The organism is Acinetobacter sp. 766875, from assembly GCF_000582055.1.
GTDB classification, from domain to species: Bacteria; Pseudomonadota; Gammaproteobacteria; order Pseudomonadales; family Moraxellaceae; genus Acinetobacter; species Acinetobacter nosocomialis.
On the sequence record NZ_JEXX01000031.1, the window covers coordinates 23,730 to 43,739 of the forward strand.

Consider the following 20,010-nt stretch of genomic DNA (forward strand, 5'->3'; position numbering starts at 1 on the left):
GGCTGTTGCTTCAATTAATGTAATTTTTCAAGCTTCATGCTTTCACTAAAGGATTTACAGCCTTTAAAAAGTAGAGCTAAAGCCAGTACACAGGACAAACCACCCACAATAGATAAAGAAGAACCCACCATTAATGGATTGCCAAAAACCTTATCTGTAATAATTGCCACTAATGTTGTACCAACACCTAGTCCAATTAAGTTACTCACCAAAAGGAATAGGGCAGAAAGGCGTGCTCTAAATTGGTTGGGTGCTAACATTTGTAATGCTGTTGCCGAAATCACAAGCGGGAAGGAGGCAAAGAACATTGCAGGAATGAGCAAAGTTACTGAAAGCCAGAGTTGATCTGTTTGGGTAAAAAACGCAATTGGAATAATCAGGCCAATAATACCAATCACACCTGTGAACATCGGTGCATCTTGACGTCCTTTTTTAATAAACCAGTCGTTTAGCCATCCTGCACAAAACACGCCTAAAGTATTTGCAACCAGCAATATAGTGCCGAGCATATAGCCTGTTTCAGTCGGTGCGAGTTGAAACTTACGAATGTAAAATGCTGGTGTCCAACTAGTCAGACTGTAGAGTGCCATTGCATAAAAGGTAAAACCTAAATAATGACAAGCAAAAGTTTTTGCATGTTTTTTAATAAACTGAAGGCACTGTGTGAATTTAACTTGGTCAACTTGTCCGCTTTGGTTGAGTTGCTGGCCTTTACGTGCAGGGTCTTTAACTGTCAAAATAAATAACAAACCAATAATAATGCCGGGTAAGCCCACCACTAAAAAGGCAATTTGCCATGCTTTAAGTGCACCTAATAAAGGAACTTCAATGAGTGTCACGCCTTTAAGCAGGTTAATCACGTAACCGCCAACTAAAAAGGCGATACCTCCACCTAAGAAAGCACCAATTGAATAGATCCCGACCGCGCGGCCTAGTTTGTCTTTACTAAACATGTCACTAAACATTGAATAGGCCGCTGGAGATAAAGCTGCTTCACCAACGCCCACAGCCATACGGCTTAGGAATAGTTGAATAAAGTTTTTACTTAAACCGCAAGTGGCCGTTGCCAAGCTCCAGACAATAATTCCGATTGAAATCAGTTTTGGTCGGGAAAAACGGTCGGCAATATAGGCTAATGGTAAGCCCATCACAGCATAGAATAGTGAAAAGGCAAGGCCATGTAACAAGCTAAATTGAGTATCTGAAAGTTGAAGGTCTGCTTTGATGGGTTCAATCATCAACGCCAGAATTTGACGGTCAATAAATGAAAATATATAGGCCAACATACAAAGTATGACCACGTACCATGCATATGCATTGGTTTTCTTTTGTGTCCTTTCAACAGCGATATTAGTTTGGTTCATACACTTAATCCTTATGTATAAAACGCTTTAAAGAAATTGATTTCTAGCTTCTATTCATCCTCAAAATTTTTGTTACGTCCCCATTTGAAATGAATAATGAAACGGCTAGAAATGATTGAATTTGGTTTGGTAAGGACCTTGAAGAAGAGGTCTTAGCACAAACGGAAATAGTAAGATTGGGTAGATTGTTGAATAATTATTTTCTTTTTATATGTAAAATTCCATTACTTGTTGAGTATGTTTAGATACTTAAAAAGTATGTTAAGTGAGCTGCTGGAAGAATTTAATTAAATAACAATATGATTTTACTTATTTTTATTTTTAGTATTGGACTTTTTATAGTAAGCAGCTAAAGAATGACTAGCTTTAACTGCTCTAGAGCCAAGTTAATTTAGTGTCGATGGAAATAATTAACTGGATGGCATGAGATCAAATAATTTTTTTAACTGAGAATTTAAATTGTGTAGCTCGTCTTCTGAAAAAGCATTGAGGATCCCAGCTAAGGTAACCACACTAATTTGATTAATCTGTTCAACCAGCTCAACACCTTTGGCCGTTAATTTCACCATCGAGATACGTTCATCGGAAGTAGAAGAGTAGACTTCCACAATTCCATCTTCTACCAAACGATATACAGCCTTTGTGGCTGTTGTGAGTTTTAAAGTAGAAAGATTGGCAATGTCAGTGATACTGGCTTCCCCAAGTGCATTGGTACTTAAAATAATTTTACGGCGAGTATTATCAATGCCAAGTTTCTTTATAGATTTTTCAATAAGTTGTGAATATTTACCATTAACTTGGGAAACCCAGAAAAAGGGGAAGTTTTGAATACTCGACGGTTCTTTATTGGGAAGAAATTGTTCTAAATGATCAAGCATAGCTAAGCAATAACTTAGTAAAAAAGGGTAATCCTATTATAAACAAAAATTTGCATATTTCCCTGAACACACATTAGAAAAATTACTTGACAATTCCATTAAATTTTCTGATATTTTGGTTAATGTATAAAAATACATGGAAAAGTGAATGAATATTATTAGCCAAAGTGTGCAAAAAGGAAGCGGCAAACTTAAGGTAATGGTGAAGGACACTATAGATATTCAAGGTCTAAAAACCATTGCTGGTAGTAAAGCTTTATTAGAAGTTGAACCTGCGCACGATGATGCAGAGGTGGTTAAAAACATCTTAAAAGCTGATTGCGAAATTATTGGCAAGACAAATTTGCACGAATTGGCTTTTGGAATTACAGGCATTAATCACGCTTTTGGTACACCTATCAATCCTAAATATCCTGAACTTATTCCGGGTGGATCTTCGAGTGGTTCAGCCGCGGCAGTTGCAGCAAAACAAGCTGACTTTACTTTAGGGACAGACACAGGCGGCTCTATTCGTATGCCCGCTGCGTGTTGTGGAGTTTATGGTTTAAAACCGACTTTCGGTCGGGTAAGTCGCAAAGGCGTATACCCGCCGTCAAGTTCTTTAGATTGCGTTGGTCCTTTTGCAAATTCAGTCGAGATGATTGAAAAAGCCATGCAAATTATTGATCCAACTTTTAAGCGGGCTGAATGCACTCGTACACCAAAACTTGCAGTGCTCGATGTCAAAGCAGATGAGGTTGTTTGGAACTGTATTTATCAAGCGCTTCAAAAAGCAAATTTAGAGACCGTTTTAGAAAAAGTTGAACATTTTGAAGCAGCTTATGATGCAGGCATGCAGATTATTAACTATGAAAACTGGCAAGCTTTTGGTGAGTTAACCCAAACGGGCTTAATTGGTTCTGATGTAAATAATCGGTTATTAAAAGCGGCACACACCACTTTAGAGCAAGTAAAGCAAGCAGAAGTTGTGAAAGCACAGCTCACCCAAGAACTCGATGCACTATTAGACAAATATGATGCATTGATCCTACCGACACTACCGCAAATTCCACCAAAAGTTTCTGAAGCTGAAAACACGGTCGCTTTTTTGAACCTAACCGGTTTAGTTCGACCATTTAATTTATCAGGACATCCAGCTATTTCAGTGCCACTTGAAACCAGTGAAGGTTTGCCTGTGGGCTTACAGATCGTATCAAAGCATCAAAAAGATGAGCAATTATGTGCAATAGCAAAATTTTGTGTTGATGCAATGCAATAAATTACAAGGAGTTAGATGATGAATAAGTTGTCTAAAATGGAGTTTGCTTCTCAAGACCAAGCAGTTGACTTAGATGCTTTGTGTCAAGAAATTCGTGAGCGTGCCTGTGCAGGTGAGTTTGATAATCAGGCCTATGTGAGCCAAGACATTATCGAAAAACTTAAAAAAATTGGTGTTTACCGTGCCTTGGTGCCTAAACGTTTTGGTGGTGAGGAATGGTCACCACGGCAGTTTTGTGAGTTGATCGAAACTTTATCTAAAGCCGATGGTTCAGTGGGTTGGGTGGCTAGTTTCGGTATGAGCCCTGCGTATTTAGGAAGTTTGCCGGAAGAAACGCTGAAAGAGTTGTACCAAAATGGGCCAGATGTCGTATTTGCCGGGGGTATTTTCCCACCTCAGCCTGCCGAAATTACCGATGAAGGTGTGGTGGTGCGTGGACGTTGGAAATTCTCAAGTGGTTGTATGGGCGCTGACATTGTCGGCGTGGGGATTTCACCGCTTAAAAACAATGAAATGCAAGGTTTACCACGCATGGCAGTGATGCCTGCCAACAAAGCCAAAATCGAAATGACATGGGACACTGTTGGGCTAAAAGGTACCGGAAGCCATGATTTGGTGGTTGAAGATGTATTGGTCGAAAAGAAATGGACCTTTGTACGTGGTGAACCTTCAAACCTCAGCGAGCCATTTTTTAAATATCCGTCACTGTCTTTAGCGACTCAAGTCTTAACCGTGGTAGGTATTGGGGTTGCAGCTGCTGCACTAGAAGAATTTGAAAAATTAGCACCGGGTAAAGCATCTATTACGGGTGGGTCAGAAATTGCAAACCGCCCAGTGACTCAATATGAGTTTGCTCAAGCTGATGCAGAGTTTCAGGCTGCAAAGTCTTGGTTTTATCAAACCATGGATATTGTGTGGAATGAAATTATTGCTGGTCGTGAAGCAACTGCTGAACAGATTAGCGATATGCGTCTGGCATGTACGCATGCAGCTCGCGTTTGCGCCAAAGTGACCCGAAAAATGCAAATGCTCGCGGGTATGACAGCGATTTATACCAACAACCCATTTAGCCGTTTTGTAAATGACACCAACGTGGTGACCCAGCATGCCTTTATGGGTGATGCAACTTTACAAAATGCAGGTTTGGTCAGTTTCGGGTTAAAGCCAACCCCAGGTTATCTATAAGTTTAAATTTTTAAAAAGGAATATTGAGATGGAAGCTAAAAAACCATTACGCGTGTTGTTTTGCATGGGTATTAACCAGAACTTTTTTGATGCAGAACCTGCTGAAGCAAAAGCGGTTTGGGCAGCATTTGGTGAAATGTGGAATGGCATTCATGACCTACCTGGTGTGCATGTTTTTGGGAATCTTGATGATGACCAAAGCATGGTGGGTGCAAGTACGGGCTGGCCTTGGACTACTTATTTACTTGCAGATGTTCCGGATATTGAGACAGTACATGCAGCTTGTAACTTGTTTAGAACGACCGTGGTGGGTGAAGGGCCATACAAACTTTGGAAATATTGCAAAGTTGAAGCTCGTGTTGGGCGTGAATTGATTATTCAACGTTAAGGCGACCGCAATGACTGACAAAGTGAATATTGCAGAAATTATAAAACGGCTAGAACAGTTGGAAGCACACAATGCTATCCGTAACTGCATAAACCGTTATATGGAAATCTGCGACGAGCTCAATGCAAATACAGATCTTTATGAGTTGATGAATCTTTTTGATCAAGACTGTATTTGGGAAGGTATTGGTGACAAATATGCCAAATCCTTTGGTCGCTATGATTCTTGGCAGTCGATTTATGACATGTTCAAACGCTATACACAAAAAGAATCTCACTTTGTCATGAATGCACATTTTGTAAATTCAGAACAAATTTATTTAAATCAAAATGATGCAAATGCTTCATGGCTGATGTTGCAAACTTCAACTTTTCAAGATGGCCGTAGTCATCTAAATGCGGCAAAGCTCAAGGTGAAGTTTAAAAAGCAAGCAGATGGAACATGGAAAATTAAACATTTCCAAACACAGAATATTTTCAGTCGTCCGGTATCGCATTGGCACAGTGAAGCCGAGTTGCCGGTACCTTCCCAGGAATGACCCAGGACATATTTAAAAGGACTATTGATATGAACAGTATTATCCCAACGCATAACATTGGCATTGATTACGATGCTTTAGTTAAAAGTGACCGTGCCCATACCTCTCTTTATAAAGATGAACACATTTTTGATGAAGAGATGGAGAAAATCTTTTATAGCACTTGGGTGTGGGTTGCACATGCCAGCGAAATTCCGGAAGGCGGAAGCTATAAAACCATTAATATTGGTAAACAGCCTGTGGTTGTGGTACGTGACCGTAAAAAGAAAGTCCATGTACTTTTAAACCGTTGCCGTCACCGTGCAGCAACCGTATGCGAACATAAAAAAGGAAAAACCAACAGTTTTGTATGCCCATACCACGGATGGAGTTATGCACTTGATGGCAGTTTACGTGGTGTGCCATCTCCGGAAAGTTACGGCGATTGTTTAGATAAGTCTGAATTACCGCTGGTGAGTCTACGGGTAGAAGAATATAACGGCATGATCTTCGCTTCATTTAAAGAAGACATTCAACCGCTTGAAGAGTTCCTTGGGCCAGCAAAAAAATGGATCGACCTGTTTATGAAACAAGGTGCGGGTTATCCAATTAAAGTGTTGGGTGAACACCGTTTCCGTTTCCCGGGTAACTGGAAAATCCAGCTTGAAAATACCACCGATGCATATCACTTCCCGTTGGTACACAAGTCATTCTTAAGTTCTGTAGATGAAAAAACCGAAGAACTCTTTAACTTTGAAAACCAGCCAGGCTTTGTTGAAGACTTAGGTAATGGTCACAGTGTCATGGTGATGATTCCTGAACTGGTCGATTTAGAAGAAGACTTAATGGAGCGACCAATTCAAGAGCGTTTTGAAGACTTAGCTCAAGCTTTGCGTGATGAAGGCCATGAAGAGTTAGAAGTACGCCGTATTGTCCGTGCAGTGGGTGGTTCTGGCTTTAACTTAAATTTATTTCCGAATATTGCATGCTCAATGGCGTTCTTCCGTGTGTTACAGCCAATTTCAGTTGCTGAAACAGAAATTCATCACTCGGTGATTACGATGGACGGCGGTCCACAAATTGCCAATCAATATCGCTTACGTTTGCATGAACATTTCCAAGGCCCATTTGGTTTTGGTACGCCAGATGACTCTGAAGCTTGGGAACGCGTACAACACGGTGCCAATGCCGGTAATGATTTATGGATCATGCTCAACCGCGGTTTACCGGGCGAAGTCAAAACCGAAGATGGCTTAAAAAGTGATGTCAGTGCTGAAACAGGTATGCGTGCAGCATATCAGCAATGGAAAAAGATGATGACAGCTTAAGGAGAGAGCAATGAATATGAATCTGCAATTATTAAATGAAGTCACTGCTTTCATCTGGGCTGAAGCAGATATGTTAGACCACAGCGAGTACCGTGAATGGCTCAATTTATGGAATGAAAAGGGCGTTTATATCATTCCGATTGACCCGAACCTCACAGACTACGAAAACAACTTAAATTATGCCTATGACGATAATCATATGCGTAAGTTACGTGTAGAACGACTCGAAAATGGTGAGGCAATTTCTACGGCACCAAAGGCGAATACGGTACGTAGTATTTCGCGAGTACGAGTGATTCAAGACCATAATGATGAAATCGTTTTACGCTGTGCTCAAAATTTACGTGAATTCCGTAAAGAAAACCTCAAGCATTACACGGCCGATATTACGTACCATCTAACCCGTGATGCCGATACTGGTTTTAAGATTAACCGTAAAATCATTAACTTGGTTAACTCAACCGATACCTTAGCTGGTATTAGCTACATTCTTTAGGAGCGGTAACATGAAACAGGTTGTTTTAGTGACAGGTGCTGCTTCTGGACTCGGTAATGTGATTGCTGAATATTTTGCGAGCCAAGGCCATCAAGTGATTTTGTCAGCAAGCACGCTTGAAAAAGCCGAAAATGCCAAGGCACAAAGTCAATATGCCCAAAATATGTTTCCTTTAAAGCTGGATATTTCGGTCGAGGCAGATTTTCATGCAGCGGTGCAATGGATTGAAGAGAAATTTTCTAAACTTGATGTGTTAATTAACAATGCTACCGTCACCAAAGCAACACCTGTATTAGAAATTACCGCAGCAGATTTTGATTGGGTGACCCAAGTCAACCAACGCGGCACCTTCCAAGCTTGCCAAATTATTGGTCAATACATGGCTAAAAAAGGCTATGGACGCATCATTAATATGGCGTCGTTAGCAGGACAAAATGGCGGTACTGCAACGGGTGCACACTACGCGGCAACCAAAGGGGCTATTGTGACGTTAACCAAAATTTTTGCCAAAGAGTTTGCGGCAAAAGGTGTTACGGTCAATGCGATTGCACCGGGACCAATGGAGTCACCAATCGTTCATAGTGTGGTGCCAGACGAAAAAATGGAACAGTTCATCCAGAATATTCCGGTTAAGGCCTTAGGAAGTATGCATTTTATTGCTGAAACTTGTGGGTTGCTTGCGAGTCCAAATGCAAGTTTTGTGACTGGTGCAACATGGGATATTAACGGTGGTTTATTCATGCGTTAAGCCAATCGCTTAACCATGAAAAAGGGAGTTAAATCATGACTACACTTTATGATGTTGTCGTTAAAAATCGCCATGTGGAAGGTGGAAATATTGCAGTTATGGAGTTTGAATCTGCAACTTCTGCTGCATTACCAAGGGTTGAACCTGGTGCACATATTGATGTGCACTTACCGAATGGTATGGTGCGCCAATATTCGCTTTGCCAAAATCCAAATGACGAAGGTAAGTTTCGCCTTGGAATTTTACTTGATCCTGAATCACGTGGCGGCTCGATTTCTGCATTTGATGAAATTAAAGATGGTATGCAAATTCAGGTCAGTGAGCCGAAAAACTTATTCCCACTTTTAAAAGCCAAGCACAGTGTGTTAATTGGCGGTGGAATCGGGATTACGCCGTTAATTACGATGGCATATCAACTTGCACATGAAGGTGCATCATTTGAGCTTCACTACTGTGGTGCTAGCCCTGAAAAATGTGCTTTTGTTGATGAAATTAAAAATGGTGAGTTAGCAAAATACACAACGTTCCATTTTAAATCCGAAGGGGCAAGCCACAGAGCATTTTTTGAATCTGCCATTAAAGATATTGACCCTGAAAGTCATATTTATACCTGTGGTCCAGTCGGTTTTATGGACTGGGTGATTAACCTCGCCATGACTCACGATTTTCCTGAGCAGCAAATCCACAAAGAGTATTTCCAAGTCGAAACTGACACCTCGGGAGATTCATTTGAGGTGGTGGCTGAGCGTAGCGGAAAAATCATTATGGTCGAAGCTGGCGAAACCATTTTGCAGGCTTTGGCTAAAGAAGGTATTGAGATTGAAATGTCTTGCGAGCAAGGTGTATGTGGAACCTGCATGTGCGATGTGATTGAAGGCGAACCTGATCATCGAGATGTTTATTTTACTGATGAAGAAAAAGCCAGCAATGAACAAATATTGGTTTGCTGTTCACGCTCTAAAACACCGAGATTAGTTTTAGATATCTAATGCTCTCGCGATTTATATGGATGTAAGAGAAGGTTTAGGAGAAAGATGATGAATGTATTACAACAAATAGATGAGTTTACGGTTGATCCACTACAGTTCCGACGGGCATTAGGAAATTTTGCAACAGGCGTTACCATTGTTACCGCACAAAATGCACAAGGTGAGAAAGTTGGTGTAACCGCAAATAGTTTTAACTCGGTGTCACTCGATCCACCACTTATTTTGTGGAGTATTGATAAAAAATCGTCAAGTTTTTCAGTATTTGAAGAAGCAACACATTTTGCAGTCAATATTTTATCGGGCACGCAAATTGAGCTGTCTAATAAGTTTTCGAGACGCAATATTGATAAATTTGCCGACACAAACTTTCAACTTGGCGCAGGACGCGCACCCATTTTAGAAAATTGTTCTGCGGTGTTTGAGTGCGAACGTTATCAAGTGATTGAAGGTGGTGACCACTGGATTATTATTGGTAAAGTGGTTCGTTTCCATGACCAAGGCCGAAGCCCGTTGGTTTATCATCAAGGTGCATATTCTTGTGTCATGCCGCATCCGAGCCTTCAAGTTAAACAAACTGAACAGAACGGTGTAGACCAGACATATTATGGGCATTTATATAATAATGTCTGCTACTTGATGAGCCGTGCTTTTAAAGCTTATCAAACCGACTATATTCCTAAACAAATGGCTTCGGGTTTCCGTACCAGTGAATCACGTCTTTTGCTTGTTTTGGCAAGTGGTACTGCTTCAAGTAAGGAGGATTTACCACGAGATATTGCTATGCCAATGCAAGAAGTGGAAAGATCGGCTGAAATTTTAAAATTTGAAGGGCTATTGGTCGATCACGATAATTTGTATGCACTAACCGAGAAAGGTAAACAAACGGCGCAGTATTTGTTTGATATTGCCGATAGCCACCAAAATGAGGTGTTTAAAAAGTATTCTGAGGAACAAAAGGATATTTTTATTACCATGCTGCGAGACTTTGCGGGAGTAGCATAAGCCCCATTAAGCTGATAAATTAAATTGATTTATCAGCTTCTTTACATCTAGCTGACTATCATCAAAACAATTCCAAGGATAAGGAATTTTTGGCACACAATTTGTTTATCAATAAAACAAGATTGCGAATAAGCCAAGACAGTGCACCGTCACAGAAGCAAAAGCTTGAGCGGTAGCATATGTATAGAGAGGTAAGGGATGAACCAGTATGTAAGCGATGCATTACTCACATGGACGCACCATATTAAAAGTGTGTGCGGCAATTTTGAAACCGATTTTGACGGAACCCGTAATTTATTCATCGGTGAGGTCCAATGCTTTTTACTGGGCGATACCGAAATTGCTTTTATCAAAAACAATGCCAATAAAATTGTCCGAAAAGCCGATGAAATCGATCGAGTAAATAATCGTTTTTGTTTTTTGATTTTACAGTATTCGGGAAAAATGCTGCTCGAGTATAAAAATGAGACTCTAAGTCTGAATGAAGGCGATATTGTGTTGGTCGACCCAGTCGAAACTATTTCGATGTATCCGCAAGGATTAGTAAGCCAGATTTCAGTCCATCTGTCGCGTGAAAAATTACTGAAAGAAAATATTAGTACCGAATATTTTGGAAAACTGATTACTCAAAATATGAGTGGTTTTTTACTTAAAAATATTTTGAAAAATATGTCTGCTGAAAACATCAAACTTTGGTATGCAACCGAAGATGGTAATGCTTTTGAAGATGCACTGATTGCTCTAATCAAACCCACAATCAATTATAAAAATATAAATAGCTCAAATAACCTGATGGAAAAAGCTGAGCGTTTTATTATAGAGAACTTAGCAAAACCTGATTTAACACCTAAATTAATTGCAGAGCATATTGGGGTATCGCTGCGTCATCTTTATCGTTTATTTCTTCAAGAAAATTTATCTATTAACAAATATATACAGCTCAAGCGCCTAGAAAAAGTCAAAGCAGATTTACTCGATAAAAGAAATAAACAAAGCTCGATTACCCAAGTCGCCTTGAAGTGGGGTTTCTGGGACGGCGCTCATTTTTCAAAAATCTTTAAAAAGACCTATGGCATTTCTCCTAAAGAATTTAGAGAGGGTATGCCGGTTTAAATATTTCTTCTTTTAATGTCATTTTTAGACAAATTCGACGTCATTCTTGAACAAGCTAGCCCTATGTAACTGTGTTGAAATTAAATTCATTAGAGCAGGTTAGATAAGCTTAATAACCATAAAACTATTAAGTTGGTCTAATGAATTTCACTCACAGGAAAGTGCATTTTAACTGTCTGATTCAGATAGTTCAGGGATAGATGAAAAGGATGAAACCAATGCGTAAACAACGATTATTGAATGACATACAAAAAATACTGGCACTTAACTTATCAATCGCTGCAAGCTTTTGGGGACTCAATACTCAAGCGTTTGCGCATGGTGGAAAGGCCGACATGGTCTCACTTTATCAAAACATGAGTGAGCAAGGCGCGAAAGTTGTTAAAGATGACTTTACCAATACCTATACAATTACCAAAGGCTCTATGGTGGTGAGAGCCAAGCCAAACTGAAATCAGGTTTTAGTGAATGGCAAACCTTTAAAACTCAGCGTGCCTTTATTAATCAAGGAGGGTAAACCTGTTATTGGAAAAGATTTTTTTAACGAAGTCTTCCAGTCGGGTTTAGATCAAACTTTTAAAGTTGAAAATACCTTTCACCCGCTCAATAGCTTAAATTCTGATGAAATCAAAAAGACATTTGATGTGATTAACCGCTCGAAATACGCTTATAAAAATATGCGTTTTGCCGAGTTAAAGCTTAAAGAACCTGAAAAAGCCAAAGTATGGGATTACTTTATTAATCATAAAGATTTTAAAGAAGATCGTATTGCCTCATTTATTTTATTAAAGGGCAATCAAGCGATTGAAGGTGAAGTTAATCTTAATACTCAACAAGTCACAAAATGGAATGTACTTAAAGATACTCACGGTATGGTTTTGCTTGATAATTTTGAAGCCGTACAGCGCGTAATTGAGACGAGTAAAGAATATCAAGACGCGTTACGCAAACGCGGTATTACCGATGTGAAGAAAGTGATCGCTACTCCGCTAACTGTTGGATATTTTGGCGGTAAAGATGGTCTGGATAAACAACTCAATATATTAAAAGTCGTTGCTTATCTCGATGTCGGCGATGGTAACTATTGGGCGCATCCTATTGAGAACCTAGTTGCTGTAGTCGATTTAGATAAAGAAAAAATTATCAAGATTGAAGAAGGTGCGATCATTCCTGTGCCGATGGCAAATCGACCTTATATGTCGAATAAGCCCGTAGCAAGTAAGTTAAAACCACTCAATATTACTGAACCTGAGGGTAAGAACTTTAGCATTACCGGCCAAACCATACATTGGGGGAACTGGTGTTTGCATGTGGCATTAGATTCTCGTGTTGGCTTACAGCTTTCAACAGTGACTTACAAAGATAAAGGCGTAAAGCGGAAAGTCATGTATGAAGGTAACTTGGGTGGAATGGTAGTTCCATATGGTGACCCTGATATCGGGTGGTACTTCAAATCTTATTTGGACTCTGGCGAATATGGTATGGGAACACTTACCTCATCTATTCTTCCGGGAACAGATGCACCCGACAACGCTGTTTTACTTGATGCCGTGATTGCAGACTACAAAGGCCAACCACAAGTAATTCCAAATGCCATTGCTGTATTTGAACGTTATGCAGGGCCTGAATATAAACATCACGAAATTTTTGGCAATCAGGATGCCAGTGAAGCCCGCCGTGAACTTGTCGTGCGCTGGATTAGTACGGTTGGAAACTACGATTACATGTTTGACTGGGTATTTTCCCAAAATGGTGTAATTGGAATTAATGCGGGTGCAACGGGTATTGAAGCTGTTAAAGGCGTTAAATCACGCACCATGCATGACAGTACCGCCAAAGAAGATACCAAATATGGAACTTTAATTGACCATAATATTGTGGGTACAACGCATCAGCACATCTATAACTTCCGCTTAGACATGGATGTCGATGGTGAAAACAACAGCTTTATGCATATGGACCCTGTGGTGAAAGCCAATGACAAAGGTGGTGTCCGTACCAGCTCAATGCAAATTGACAGTAAAGTCATTACGAATGAGCAAAAAGCAGCTGAAAAGTTTGATCCATCTACCATTCGCTTACTCACGAATTTCAACAAGGAAAATAAATTAGGGAATCCGGTTTCTTACCAGCTCATTCCTTTTGCAGGTGGAACACACCCTGTGGCGAAAGGAGCCAATTTTTCTAAAGATGAATGGTTATTTAAACGTTTGAACTTTATGGATAAACAAATTTGGGTGACGCAATATAATCCGGATGAACGCTACCCTGAAGGGAAATATTCAAATCGTTCGACTCATGACACAGGGTTAGGACAGTTCATTGGCAACAATGAGAATATTGAAAATAAAGATCTTGTGGTGTGGATGACAACAGGCACAACCCATGTGGCACGTGCTGAAGAATGGCCAATTATGCCGACAGAATGGGTTTATACCCTAATTAAACCTTGGAACTTCTTTGACAACACCCCGACTTTAAACTTGGGTGAAGAAGGGCAAAGTACGCAGCACGACCATCACTAAAGACCAACATGAACGAGGATGGGTAACAAATAAGTTACCCATACCTGAGCACGGTTAGGCCGTTCGCAAAAAAGGAATTTCTCAATGAAAAATTTATTTTCTCAGGTTATGAGAGGGACTTTCTTTGTCTCATTTTTTTCAACTGTGCATGCTAGTGAGCTAGAAATTAAGCCAACTTTTGAAGCAACTTTTGGGGCTTTTAGTAGTGGTAAAAGTTATAACGGCGAAAACCTAGATGATGAAAGAATCAATTGGCAAGAAGGTCATCTTAAATATGGTGCTAAAGGACAATACACCTTTAAAAACAATCAGCTCTATGCAAGTTTGAGTGGTATTAGCTCGGCAACATTTGGTGATGGTGACGCAGGCCAAAATAGTAATGGTAAAGAACGCAAAACAGATGTAAATGAATGGGTCATTGGTTTTAAAGACGGCACCAATAAAGATGAGTTAACGACCTATGATTTAAGTATCTGTCGGCAAAATATCATGATTGGTGACGGGTTCTTTATTGCGGGTGATGCATTAAACCTTGGAAAAGCGCCTGCGGATGGCACACTCGATCGGGGCGGTGCATATTATCTGGCAGCTCGTCGAAGCTTTGATTTTACAAGTTTGCTTCAGTACAAACCGCAAGAGAATACAATGCTAAAGATGGCTTATTTAAAGTCAGATAATAAAGCACAATTTTCCCCAGAACTCTTTGTGACTGATCTGATGTATCAGCTTAAAGATAAGGGCGTTGGGTTTACTTACTTAAATGTATTAGACCTTGAAGATGCTGAACACGTTTCAGGGCGCGAAGATCTTAAAAATTATGCTTTACGTTTGAATTATCAGCCTTTACCAGAGCTACAAGTTAAAACTGAGTTTGTGGTTCAAGATAAAAAAGATAGCCAAGAAAATGCTGGCTACTTAGCGCTGAACTATAACTTTTTATCTTCAAAATATACGCCTTCATTAGGCTACCGTTTTAGTCATTTTTCAGACCAATATGACCCTATGTTTTATGGAAATACGGTCGGCTTTGGTACATGGTTTCAGGGTGAAGTTGCGGGAAACTATGCTGGACCATTCAATAAAAATGCAAATATTCATCAAGTTTCTTACATGATGAACTTGAAAGAAAATTTTATGTTGGGTGCTTTGGCCTATAAGTTCAAAACAGTTAATAAATCTTTAACTAATGTAGATGGACATGAACTAGATGTGTTTTCAGTTTGGTCGGTTAATAAAAAATTCAATGTTATTCCTTTAGTTGGGCTCTATAAACCGAAAAACGATATCCATAGTGGTGGTACACAAAACTACGATGACAAAACCAATGTCTATGCGCAGTTGATTCTGCAATACATCTATTAATAAATCCTTTTAAATGAATTGAGAGAAATAAAATGAGCGAAGTTCAGATTTTAGAAAGCGTACAGCAATTTATAGCGCGACAACATGGACATTTTATTGATGGAAAGTTAGTTGCTGCCGAGCTTTTAGATAAAGTGGATATTGTAAATCCATCTACTGAACAAGTCGTTGCTCAAATTAGCATTGGTAGTCAACAAGATGTCGAAAGCGCCGTCAAAAGTGCTGAACATGCTTTTCAAAATGCTTGGGCTGAAACGACGCCGTATGAACGTGGCGTTAAACTAAATAAGTTAGCAGATTTAATTGAGCAACATGGTGAAGAACTTGCACAGCTCGAGACGTTGTCTACAGGAAAGCTTATCAATATTTCCCGTCATCTTGAAGTTGCACAATCCGTTATTTTCTTAAGATATTTTGCAGGTTGGGCAACCAAAATTAATGGCCAAACCATGCAACCCTCTATTCCTTCTATGCAAGGAGAAAAATATACGGCCTTTACTTTAAGGCAACCAGTGGGTGTAGTTGCAGGGATTGTGCCTTGGAATTTTTCACTGATGATTGGAGTTTGGAAAATAGGTTCAGCTTTAACAACTGGCTGTACCATTGTGCTTAAACCAAGTGAGTTCGCCAGTTTATCATTATTACGTTTAGCTGAACTTGCTATTGAGGCAGGTATTCCGGCTGGTGTAATTAATGTAGTTACGGGTAAGGGCGATACAGGGCAATATTTAATTGAGTCGCCGCTCGTTAAGAAAGTCTCGTTTACGGGTTCGGTACCAACAGGTATTGCCATTGGTAAACTCGCAATGAGCAGCGATTTAACCCGTGTAAGTCTAGAGTTAGGCGGTAAAAATGCTATAGCTGTTTTGGCAGATGCAAATATTGATGAGATTTTACCGACTTTATTGCAAGCAACTTTTGTACATCAAGGCCAGGTTTGTGCATCTCCAGAGCGTTTTTTTGTACATCGTACAAAATATGATGAACTTGTTGAGAAACTCTCTAAAGCACTTTCTAGTTTAAAAATTGGATCGGCTATGGATGACGGAAGTATGTTTGGTCCACTCTCTAATCAGCCACACTTTCATAAAGTGAAACATTATTTAGATATGGCTAAAGCCAACAACCAGATTATTGCTGGAGGTGAGGCTTTAGATCAGACCGGATATTTTGTACAACCGACTTTAATTTCCTTTAAAAATACGGATGATCCTTTATTTTCAGAAGAAACTTTTGGTCCAGTGGTTGGTGTAATGCCATTCGAAACTGATGAAGAGCTCATTCAACTGATGAATCAGTCACGCTTTGGTTTAACGGCAAGTATTTGGACAAATGACTTATCTAAAGCTTTACGTTTAATTCCTAAAATTGAAGCAGGGACCTTATGGGTAAATATGCATACGTTCTTAGACCCATCAGTGCCATTTGGTGGGGTGAAAGCTTCAGGAATTGGCAGAGAGTTTTCAGATGCATTTATTGAAGATTACACCGAATTAAAATCGGTCATGATTCGGTATTAAGTTTCTACGAGATATAAAAAATGGCCTATATAGGCCATTTTTTTGAATCATTAAAATTAACCTACTAAAAAATCTTTTAAGATTTTATTAAAAACTTCTGGTTGCTCGACATTAGAAATATGAGAGGCATCTATTTCTGCAAGTTTTGATTGCGGAATACGTTGCTGCATAAACTCGCCATCTGCAACTGTAGTTACTGGGTCTTGAGTTCCAGCAATCACCAATACAGGAATTTTGATGTCTTTTAACTGCTCACGGACATCCGCTTTAGCCAAAGCCTCGCAACAATTGGCATAACCTATTGCGCTGCCAGCACTTAAGTCGTTACACAGGTTGTTGACAATTGAAGGATGACTTTGGATAAAGGGATCTGTAAACCATCGCGAAGCTGCTGTAGCTGCGATTGGCTGTAAACCTTGCTCACGTACTAATTTTGCACGGTCAAGCCACGCCTGCTCTTGTCCGATTTTAGCGGCAGTATTTGCAACAATGACATGACTAAAACGGTTAGGGTAGTGAATCGCAAGCCATTGACCTGTTAAACCGCCCATTGAAATACCACAAAAAGCAGCTTTGCTAATATTTAGATGGTCGAGTAAACGGACAACATCTTCACCTAATTGCTCTACAGTATATGGACCGTCAGGCGTAGATGATGAACCGTGGCCACGTGTATCATAACAGATCACAAAAAATTGATCTTTTAACTCATTGAACTGTTTTTGCCACATACCATAATTGGTGCCCAAAGAGTTTGAAAACACCAGAGCAGGGGAAGATGGCTCACCAAAGGTTTGATAGTTAATTTGTGCATCGGCAGATTGAAAAGATGGCATTTGTTTCTCCTTAAAGTGCTTCAACACGTTCAATAATCAAAGCAATACCTTGTCCTACACCAATACACATTGAACACAAGGCATAACGGCCGCCTGTTTGCTCAAGCTGGTTTAAGGCTGTAGTCACAAGACGTGCACCCGAGGCACCCAGTGGATGACCTAATGCAATTGCTCCACCGTTTGGATTGACCTTGTCAGAGTTGTCTGGCAAACCTAAATCACGGGTCACTGCCAAAGCCTGTGCAGCAAAGGCTTCGTTAAGCTCAATTACATCCATCTGCTCTAAAGTCAGGTTGGCTTGTTTCAGTAATTTTTTAATGGCGGGGGCCGGAGCAAAACCCATAATGCGTGGTTCTACACCCACCGCTGTTGAAGCAATGATCTTGGCACGTGGTTTGAGGTTGTAAGCCTGAACTGCTTCATCAGAAGCAATCAGTAGAGCTGCTGCGCCATCATTAATACCTGAAGCATTACCTGCAGTAACTGTGCCATCTGCTTTCACAACTGGTTTAAGTTTGCTTAAACCTTCAAGGGTGGTCGATGCACGTGGATGTTCATCGGTATCAATCACAACAGCATCGCCCTTACGCTGAGGGATTTCAACTGCCACAATTTCTTTAGAAAAAAAGCCTCTGGCTTGCGCGCTTGCGGTGCGTTGTTGGCTCACCAAGGCAAACTGGTCCTGATCTGCACGATTGACGTTGAACTGTTCAGCCACGTTTTCGGCAGTCTGGGGCATGGTGTCTACACCATACAATTCTTTAAGTTTCGGGTTAATGAAGCGCCAACCCATAGTGGTGTCTTCAATCTTCTGGCTGCGGCCAAAAGCACTGTCTGACTTACCCATCACATAGGGCGCACGGCTCATGCTTTCCACACCACCTGCAATCACCAGGTTTGCTTCACCTGCTTTAATGGCACGGGCAGCAATGGCAATGGCATCGAGTGATGAACCGCATAAACGGTTAATGGTGGTTGCCGGCACTTGGTAGGGTAAACCAGCAAGCAGTGCTGACATACGGCCGACATTACGGTTGTCTTCACCGGCTTGGTTGGCACAGCCATAGATCACATCATCGACCTGCTCCCAATCAATATTTGGGTTACGCTGCATAAGAGCTTTAATCGGCACAGCGCCAAGGTCATCGGCACGGACAGGTGCAAGGCCACCGGCATAACGGCCGAATGGAGTACGGATGGCATCGATGATATAAGCGTTTTTCATTCTTACATTTCCATTTTGAAATCTGTTGCTGTCATTGCTACATCGTGAAACTTTTTAGCATTTGCTGGTGCTGATCATGGTTACTAAGTTCGAAGTAGTCATGACGGAGTCTTATCGTGTTGAGTCAAATGCCAGTAGTTAATTCATGTCACTTTTTTAAAAAAGTAACCAAAAACCTTTGTTGAACAGAGGAGGCTTCCATGCCTCCCTGTCCAACGGGCGACATCCATGTCGCCTGTCACAATAGCGAATTACGGTAAAATCCAAATTAATAAACAAGAACCGCGTATTCAAAGAGTTCCATCCAGTGTTTCGCGTTGGCGACATGGATGTCGCCTCGTTACTCAGCACAACAGGGATGTTGTGTCTGAGTGACAAAGGATTTTTGTTACTTTTTATCCTTAAAAAGTAAGGTACTGCCTATACAAAGGGCTTTCGAAGACCACTATCATTTACAGGCAATGACAGTAGTAGCATTGGCTATGCTGTGTAAACTTTACCCTTGAGTTGCATCGATCAAAGTTGCACCCGTTAAAGCCTGTAACTCTTCAAAACTAAGACCCTCAACCTTCTCAATCACCTTTAAACCATCTTTGGTCACGTCAATCACACACAGATCGGTGTAAATACGATCCACACAGTGTTTACCCGTTACCGGATAAGTCAGCTCAGCCACAATCTTTGGCTCACCTTGTTTGGTCACATGGTCTGTAGTGATAAATACTTTCTTGGCACCAACCGCCAAATCCATCGCACCACCCACCGCAGGAATCGCATCCGGCGCACCTGTATGCCAGTTCGCCAAGTCACCATTGGCTGCAACCTGAAATGCACCAAGTACCGCAATATCAAGGTGACCACCACGCATCATCGCAAATGAATCGCCATGGTGGAAAAAGCTGCCGCCTTCTAGCATGGTCACAAACTCTTTACCCGCATTAATCAGTTCAGGGTCTTCTTCACCTACAGCTGGTGGTGGGCCAAATGCCAATAGGCCATTTTCAGAATGAAGGAAAATATCTTTATCGTTAGGTAAGTAGCTGGCAATTTTAGTCGGTAAGCCAATGCCCAAGTTTACATAGGCGCCATCGGGAATATCTTGTGCCACACGTTGTGCAATCTGGTCACGGCTGAGTTTCTGGTAGCTCATGTTATTTCTCCTTATTGCTTACTGTGCGGGCTGTACTTGTACAACATGCTGTACAAAAATGCCTGGGGTGATGATGTGTTCAGGGTCTAATCCCCCCAGCTCAACCACTTCAGAAACCTGGGCAAT

General features: G+C 40.6%; 18 protein-coding genes and 1 pseudogene. 13 read left to right on the forward strand and 6 right to left on the reverse strand.

The features are described from left to right. Positions 1–14 precede the first annotated feature (14 nt). Positions 15–1,364: a spinster family MFS transporter gene (locus tag J576_RS18100; protein ID WP_002048847.1), complete on the reverse strand. Its 1,350-nt coding sequence runs from the start codon at positions 1,362–1,364 to the stop codon at positions 15–17. A 410-nt stretch (positions 1,365–1,774) separates the two neighbouring features. Beyond that, positions 1,775–2,242, reverse strand: a complete 468-nt coding sequence (locus J576_RS18105; protein WP_002048831.1) for a MarR family winged helix-turn-helix transcriptional regulator — start codon at positions 2,240–2,242, stop codon at positions 1,775–1,777. 148 nt (positions 2,243–2,390) lie between these two features. Here J576_RS18105 and J576_RS18110 point away from each other — a divergent pair, with 148 nt between their 5' ends. From J576_RS18110 to J576_RS18170, 13 genes and pseudogenes are all read left to right on the forward strand, one after another. Continuing rightward, the gene (locus tag J576_RS18110) at positions 2,391–3,500 is read left to right on the forward strand and encodes an amidase (protein ID WP_002048839.1); all 1,110 of its coding nucleotides are present in this window, start codon (positions 2,391–2,393) and stop codon (positions 3,498–3,500) included. Positions 3,501–3,536: 36 nt separating this feature from the next. Continuing rightward, positions 3,537–4,685 (forward strand): acyl-CoA dehydrogenase family protein, encoded by a 1,149-nt coding sequence (locus tag J576_RS18115; protein ID WP_081404081.1) that lies wholly within the window; start codon positions 3,537–3,539, stop codon positions 4,683–4,685. 28 nt (positions 4,686–4,713) lie between these two features. Continuing rightward, positions 4,714–5,073 (forward strand): hypothetical protein, encoded by a 360-nt coding sequence (locus J576_RS18120; RefSeq protein WP_000387550.1) that lies wholly within the window; start codon positions 4,714–4,716, stop codon positions 5,071–5,073. Positions 5,074–5,083: 10 nt separating this feature from the next. Further along, positions 5,084–5,611, forward strand: coding sequence for a nuclear transport factor 2 family protein (locus tag J576_RS18125; RefSeq protein WP_002048820.1), 528 nt, complete (start codon positions 5,084–5,086; stop codon positions 5,609–5,611). Between the two features lie 29 nt (positions 5,612–5,640). Then, positions 5,641–6,918 carry an aromatic ring-hydroxylating oxygenase subunit alpha gene (locus J576_RS18130; RefSeq protein WP_033855720.1) on the forward strand — a complete coding sequence of 426 codons (1,278 nt, stop codon included), beginning with the start codon at positions 5,641–5,643 and terminating at the stop codon, positions 6,916–6,918. Positions 6,919–6,928: 10 nt separating this feature from the next. Further along, positions 6,929–7,414 (forward strand): aromatic-ring-hydroxylating dioxygenase subunit beta, encoded by a 486-nt coding sequence (locus J576_RS18135; protein ID WP_002048853.1) that lies wholly within the window; start codon positions 6,929–6,931, stop codon positions 7,412–7,414. Positions 7,415–7,424: 10 nt separating this feature from the next. Beyond that, positions 7,425–8,162, forward strand: coding sequence for an SDR family NAD(P)-dependent oxidoreductase (locus J576_RS18140; RefSeq protein WP_000815905.1), 738 nt, complete (start codon positions 7,425–7,427; stop codon positions 8,160–8,162). Between the two features lie 35 nt (positions 8,163–8,197). Then, complete coding sequence (locus J576_RS18145) at positions 8,198–9,151, forward strand: PDR/VanB family oxidoreductase (protein ID WP_002048865.1); 954 nt, start codon at positions 8,198–8,200, stop codon at positions 9,149–9,151. Between the two features lie 45 nt (positions 9,152–9,196). Then, a complete protein-coding gene (locus J576_RS18150; protein ID WP_002048875.1) occupies positions 9,197–10,153 on the forward strand; it encodes a p-hydroxyphenylacetate 3-hydroxylase reductase component in 957 nt (318 codons plus the stop codon). 198 nt (positions 10,154–10,351) lie between these two features. Continuing rightward, positions 10,352–11,266 (forward strand): transcriptional regulator FeaR, encoded by a 915-nt coding sequence (gene feaR, locus J576_RS18155; RefSeq protein ID WP_002048844.1) that lies wholly within the window; start codon positions 10,352–10,354, stop codon positions 11,264–11,266. A gap of 209 nt (positions 11,267–11,475) precedes the next feature. Then, a pseudogene (gene tynA / locus J576_RS18160) lies at positions 11,476–13,791 on the forward strand (primary-amine oxidase). 144 nt (positions 13,792–13,935) lie between these two features. Continuing rightward, positions 13,936–15,153: a hypothetical protein gene (locus tag J576_RS18165; RefSeq protein WP_081400891.1), complete on the forward strand. Its 1,218-nt coding sequence runs from the start codon at positions 13,936–13,938 to the stop codon at positions 15,151–15,153. A 32-nt stretch (positions 15,154–15,185) separates the two neighbouring features. Continuing rightward, positions 15,186–16,673: an NAD-dependent phenylacetaldehyde dehydrogenase gene (locus J576_RS18170; protein WP_002048861.1), complete on the forward strand. Its 1,488-nt coding sequence runs from the start codon at positions 15,186–15,188 to the stop codon at positions 16,671–16,673. Positions 16,674–16,729: 56 nt separating this feature from the next. Here J576_RS18170 and pcaD read toward each other — a convergent pair whose 3' ends face one another. From pcaD to J576_RS20110, 4 genes are all read right to left on the reverse strand, one after another. Further along, on the reverse strand, positions 16,730–17,509 hold the full coding sequence (gene pcaD, locus J576_RS18175) for a 3-oxoadipate enol-lactonase (protein ID WP_002048857.1): 780 nt from the start codon (positions 17,507–17,509) through the stop codon (positions 16,730–16,732). A 10-nt stretch (positions 17,510–17,519) separates the two neighbouring features. Continuing rightward, complete coding sequence (pcaF, locus tag J576_RS18180) at positions 17,520–18,734, reverse strand: 3-oxoadipyl-CoA thiolase (protein WP_033855721.1); 1,215 nt, start codon at positions 18,732–18,734, stop codon at positions 17,520–17,522. Between the two features lie 496 nt (positions 18,735–19,230). Further along, positions 19,231–19,884, reverse strand: coding sequence for a 3-oxoacid CoA-transferase subunit B (locus J576_RS18185; RefSeq protein ID WP_002048850.1), 654 nt, complete (start codon positions 19,882–19,884; stop codon positions 19,231–19,233). An 18-nt stretch (positions 19,885–19,902) separates the two neighbouring features. Next, a partial coding sequence (locus tag J576_RS20110) for a CoA-transferase (RefSeq protein ID WP_001987077.1) occupies positions 19,903–20,010 on the reverse strand: 108 nt, incomplete at its 5' end.

What these genes read in the sequence shown, in the direction of transcription:
- J576_RS18105 (WP_002048831.1), bottom strand. Translation starts at nt 2,242, where the DNA reads ATGCTTGATCATTTAGAACAATTTCTTCCCAATAAAGAACCGTCGAGT.
- J576_RS18130 (WP_033855720.1), top strand. Translation starts at nt 5,641, where the DNA reads ATGAACAGTATTATCCCAACGCATAACATTGGCATTGATTACGATGCT.
- J576_RS18110 (WP_002048839.1), top strand. Translation starts at nt 2,391, where the DNA reads ATGAATATTATTAGCCAAAGTGTGCAAAAAGGAAGCGGCAAACTTAAG.
- J576_RS18150 (WP_002048875.1), top strand. Translation starts at nt 9,197, where the DNA reads ATGATGAATGTATTACAACAAATAGATGAGTTTACGGTTGATCCACTA.
- J576_RS18170 (WP_002048861.1), top strand. Translation starts at nt 15,186, where the DNA reads ATGAGCGAAGTTCAGATTTTAGAAAGCGTACAGCAATTTATAGCGCGA.
- J576_RS18140 (WP_000815905.1), top strand. Translation starts at nt 7,425, where the DNA reads ATGAAACAGGTTGTTTTAGTGACAGGTGCTGCTTCTGGACTCGGTAAT.
- pcaF (WP_033855721.1), bottom strand. Translation starts at nt 18,734, where the DNA reads ATGAAAAACGCTTATATCATCGATGCCATCCGTACTCCATTCGGCCGT.
- pcaD (WP_002048857.1), bottom strand. Translation starts at nt 17,509, where the DNA reads ATGCCATCTTTTCAATCTGCCGATGCACAAATTAACTATCAAACCTTT.
- J576_RS18100 (WP_002048847.1), bottom strand. Translation starts at nt 1,364, where the DNA reads ATGAACCAAACTAATATCGCTGTTGAAAGGACACAAAAGAAAACCAAT.
- J576_RS18120 (WP_000387550.1), top strand. Translation starts at nt 4,714, where the DNA reads ATGGAAGCTAAAAAACCATTACGCGTGTTGTTTTGCATGGGTATTAAC.
- J576_RS18135 (WP_002048853.1), top strand. Translation starts at nt 6,929, where the DNA reads ATGAATATGAATCTGCAATTATTAAATGAAGTCACTGCTTTCATCTGG.
- J576_RS18145 (WP_002048865.1), top strand. Translation starts at nt 8,198, where the DNA reads ATGACTACACTTTATGATGTTGTCGTTAAAAATCGCCATGTGGAAGGT.
- feaR (WP_002048844.1), top strand. Translation starts at nt 10,352, where the DNA reads ATGAACCAGTATGTAAGCGATGCATTACTCACATGGACGCACCATATT.
- J576_RS18115 (WP_081404081.1), top strand. Translation starts at nt 3,537, where the DNA reads ATGGAGTTTGCTTCTCAAGACCAAGCAGTTGACTTAGATGCTTTGTGT.
- J576_RS18125 (WP_002048820.1), top strand. Translation starts at nt 5,084, where the DNA reads ATGACTGACAAAGTGAATATTGCAGAAATTATAAAACGGCTAGAACAG.
- J576_RS18185 (WP_002048850.1), bottom strand. Translation starts at nt 19,884, where the DNA reads ATGAGCTACCAGAAACTCAGCCGTGACCAGATTGCACAACGTGTGGCA.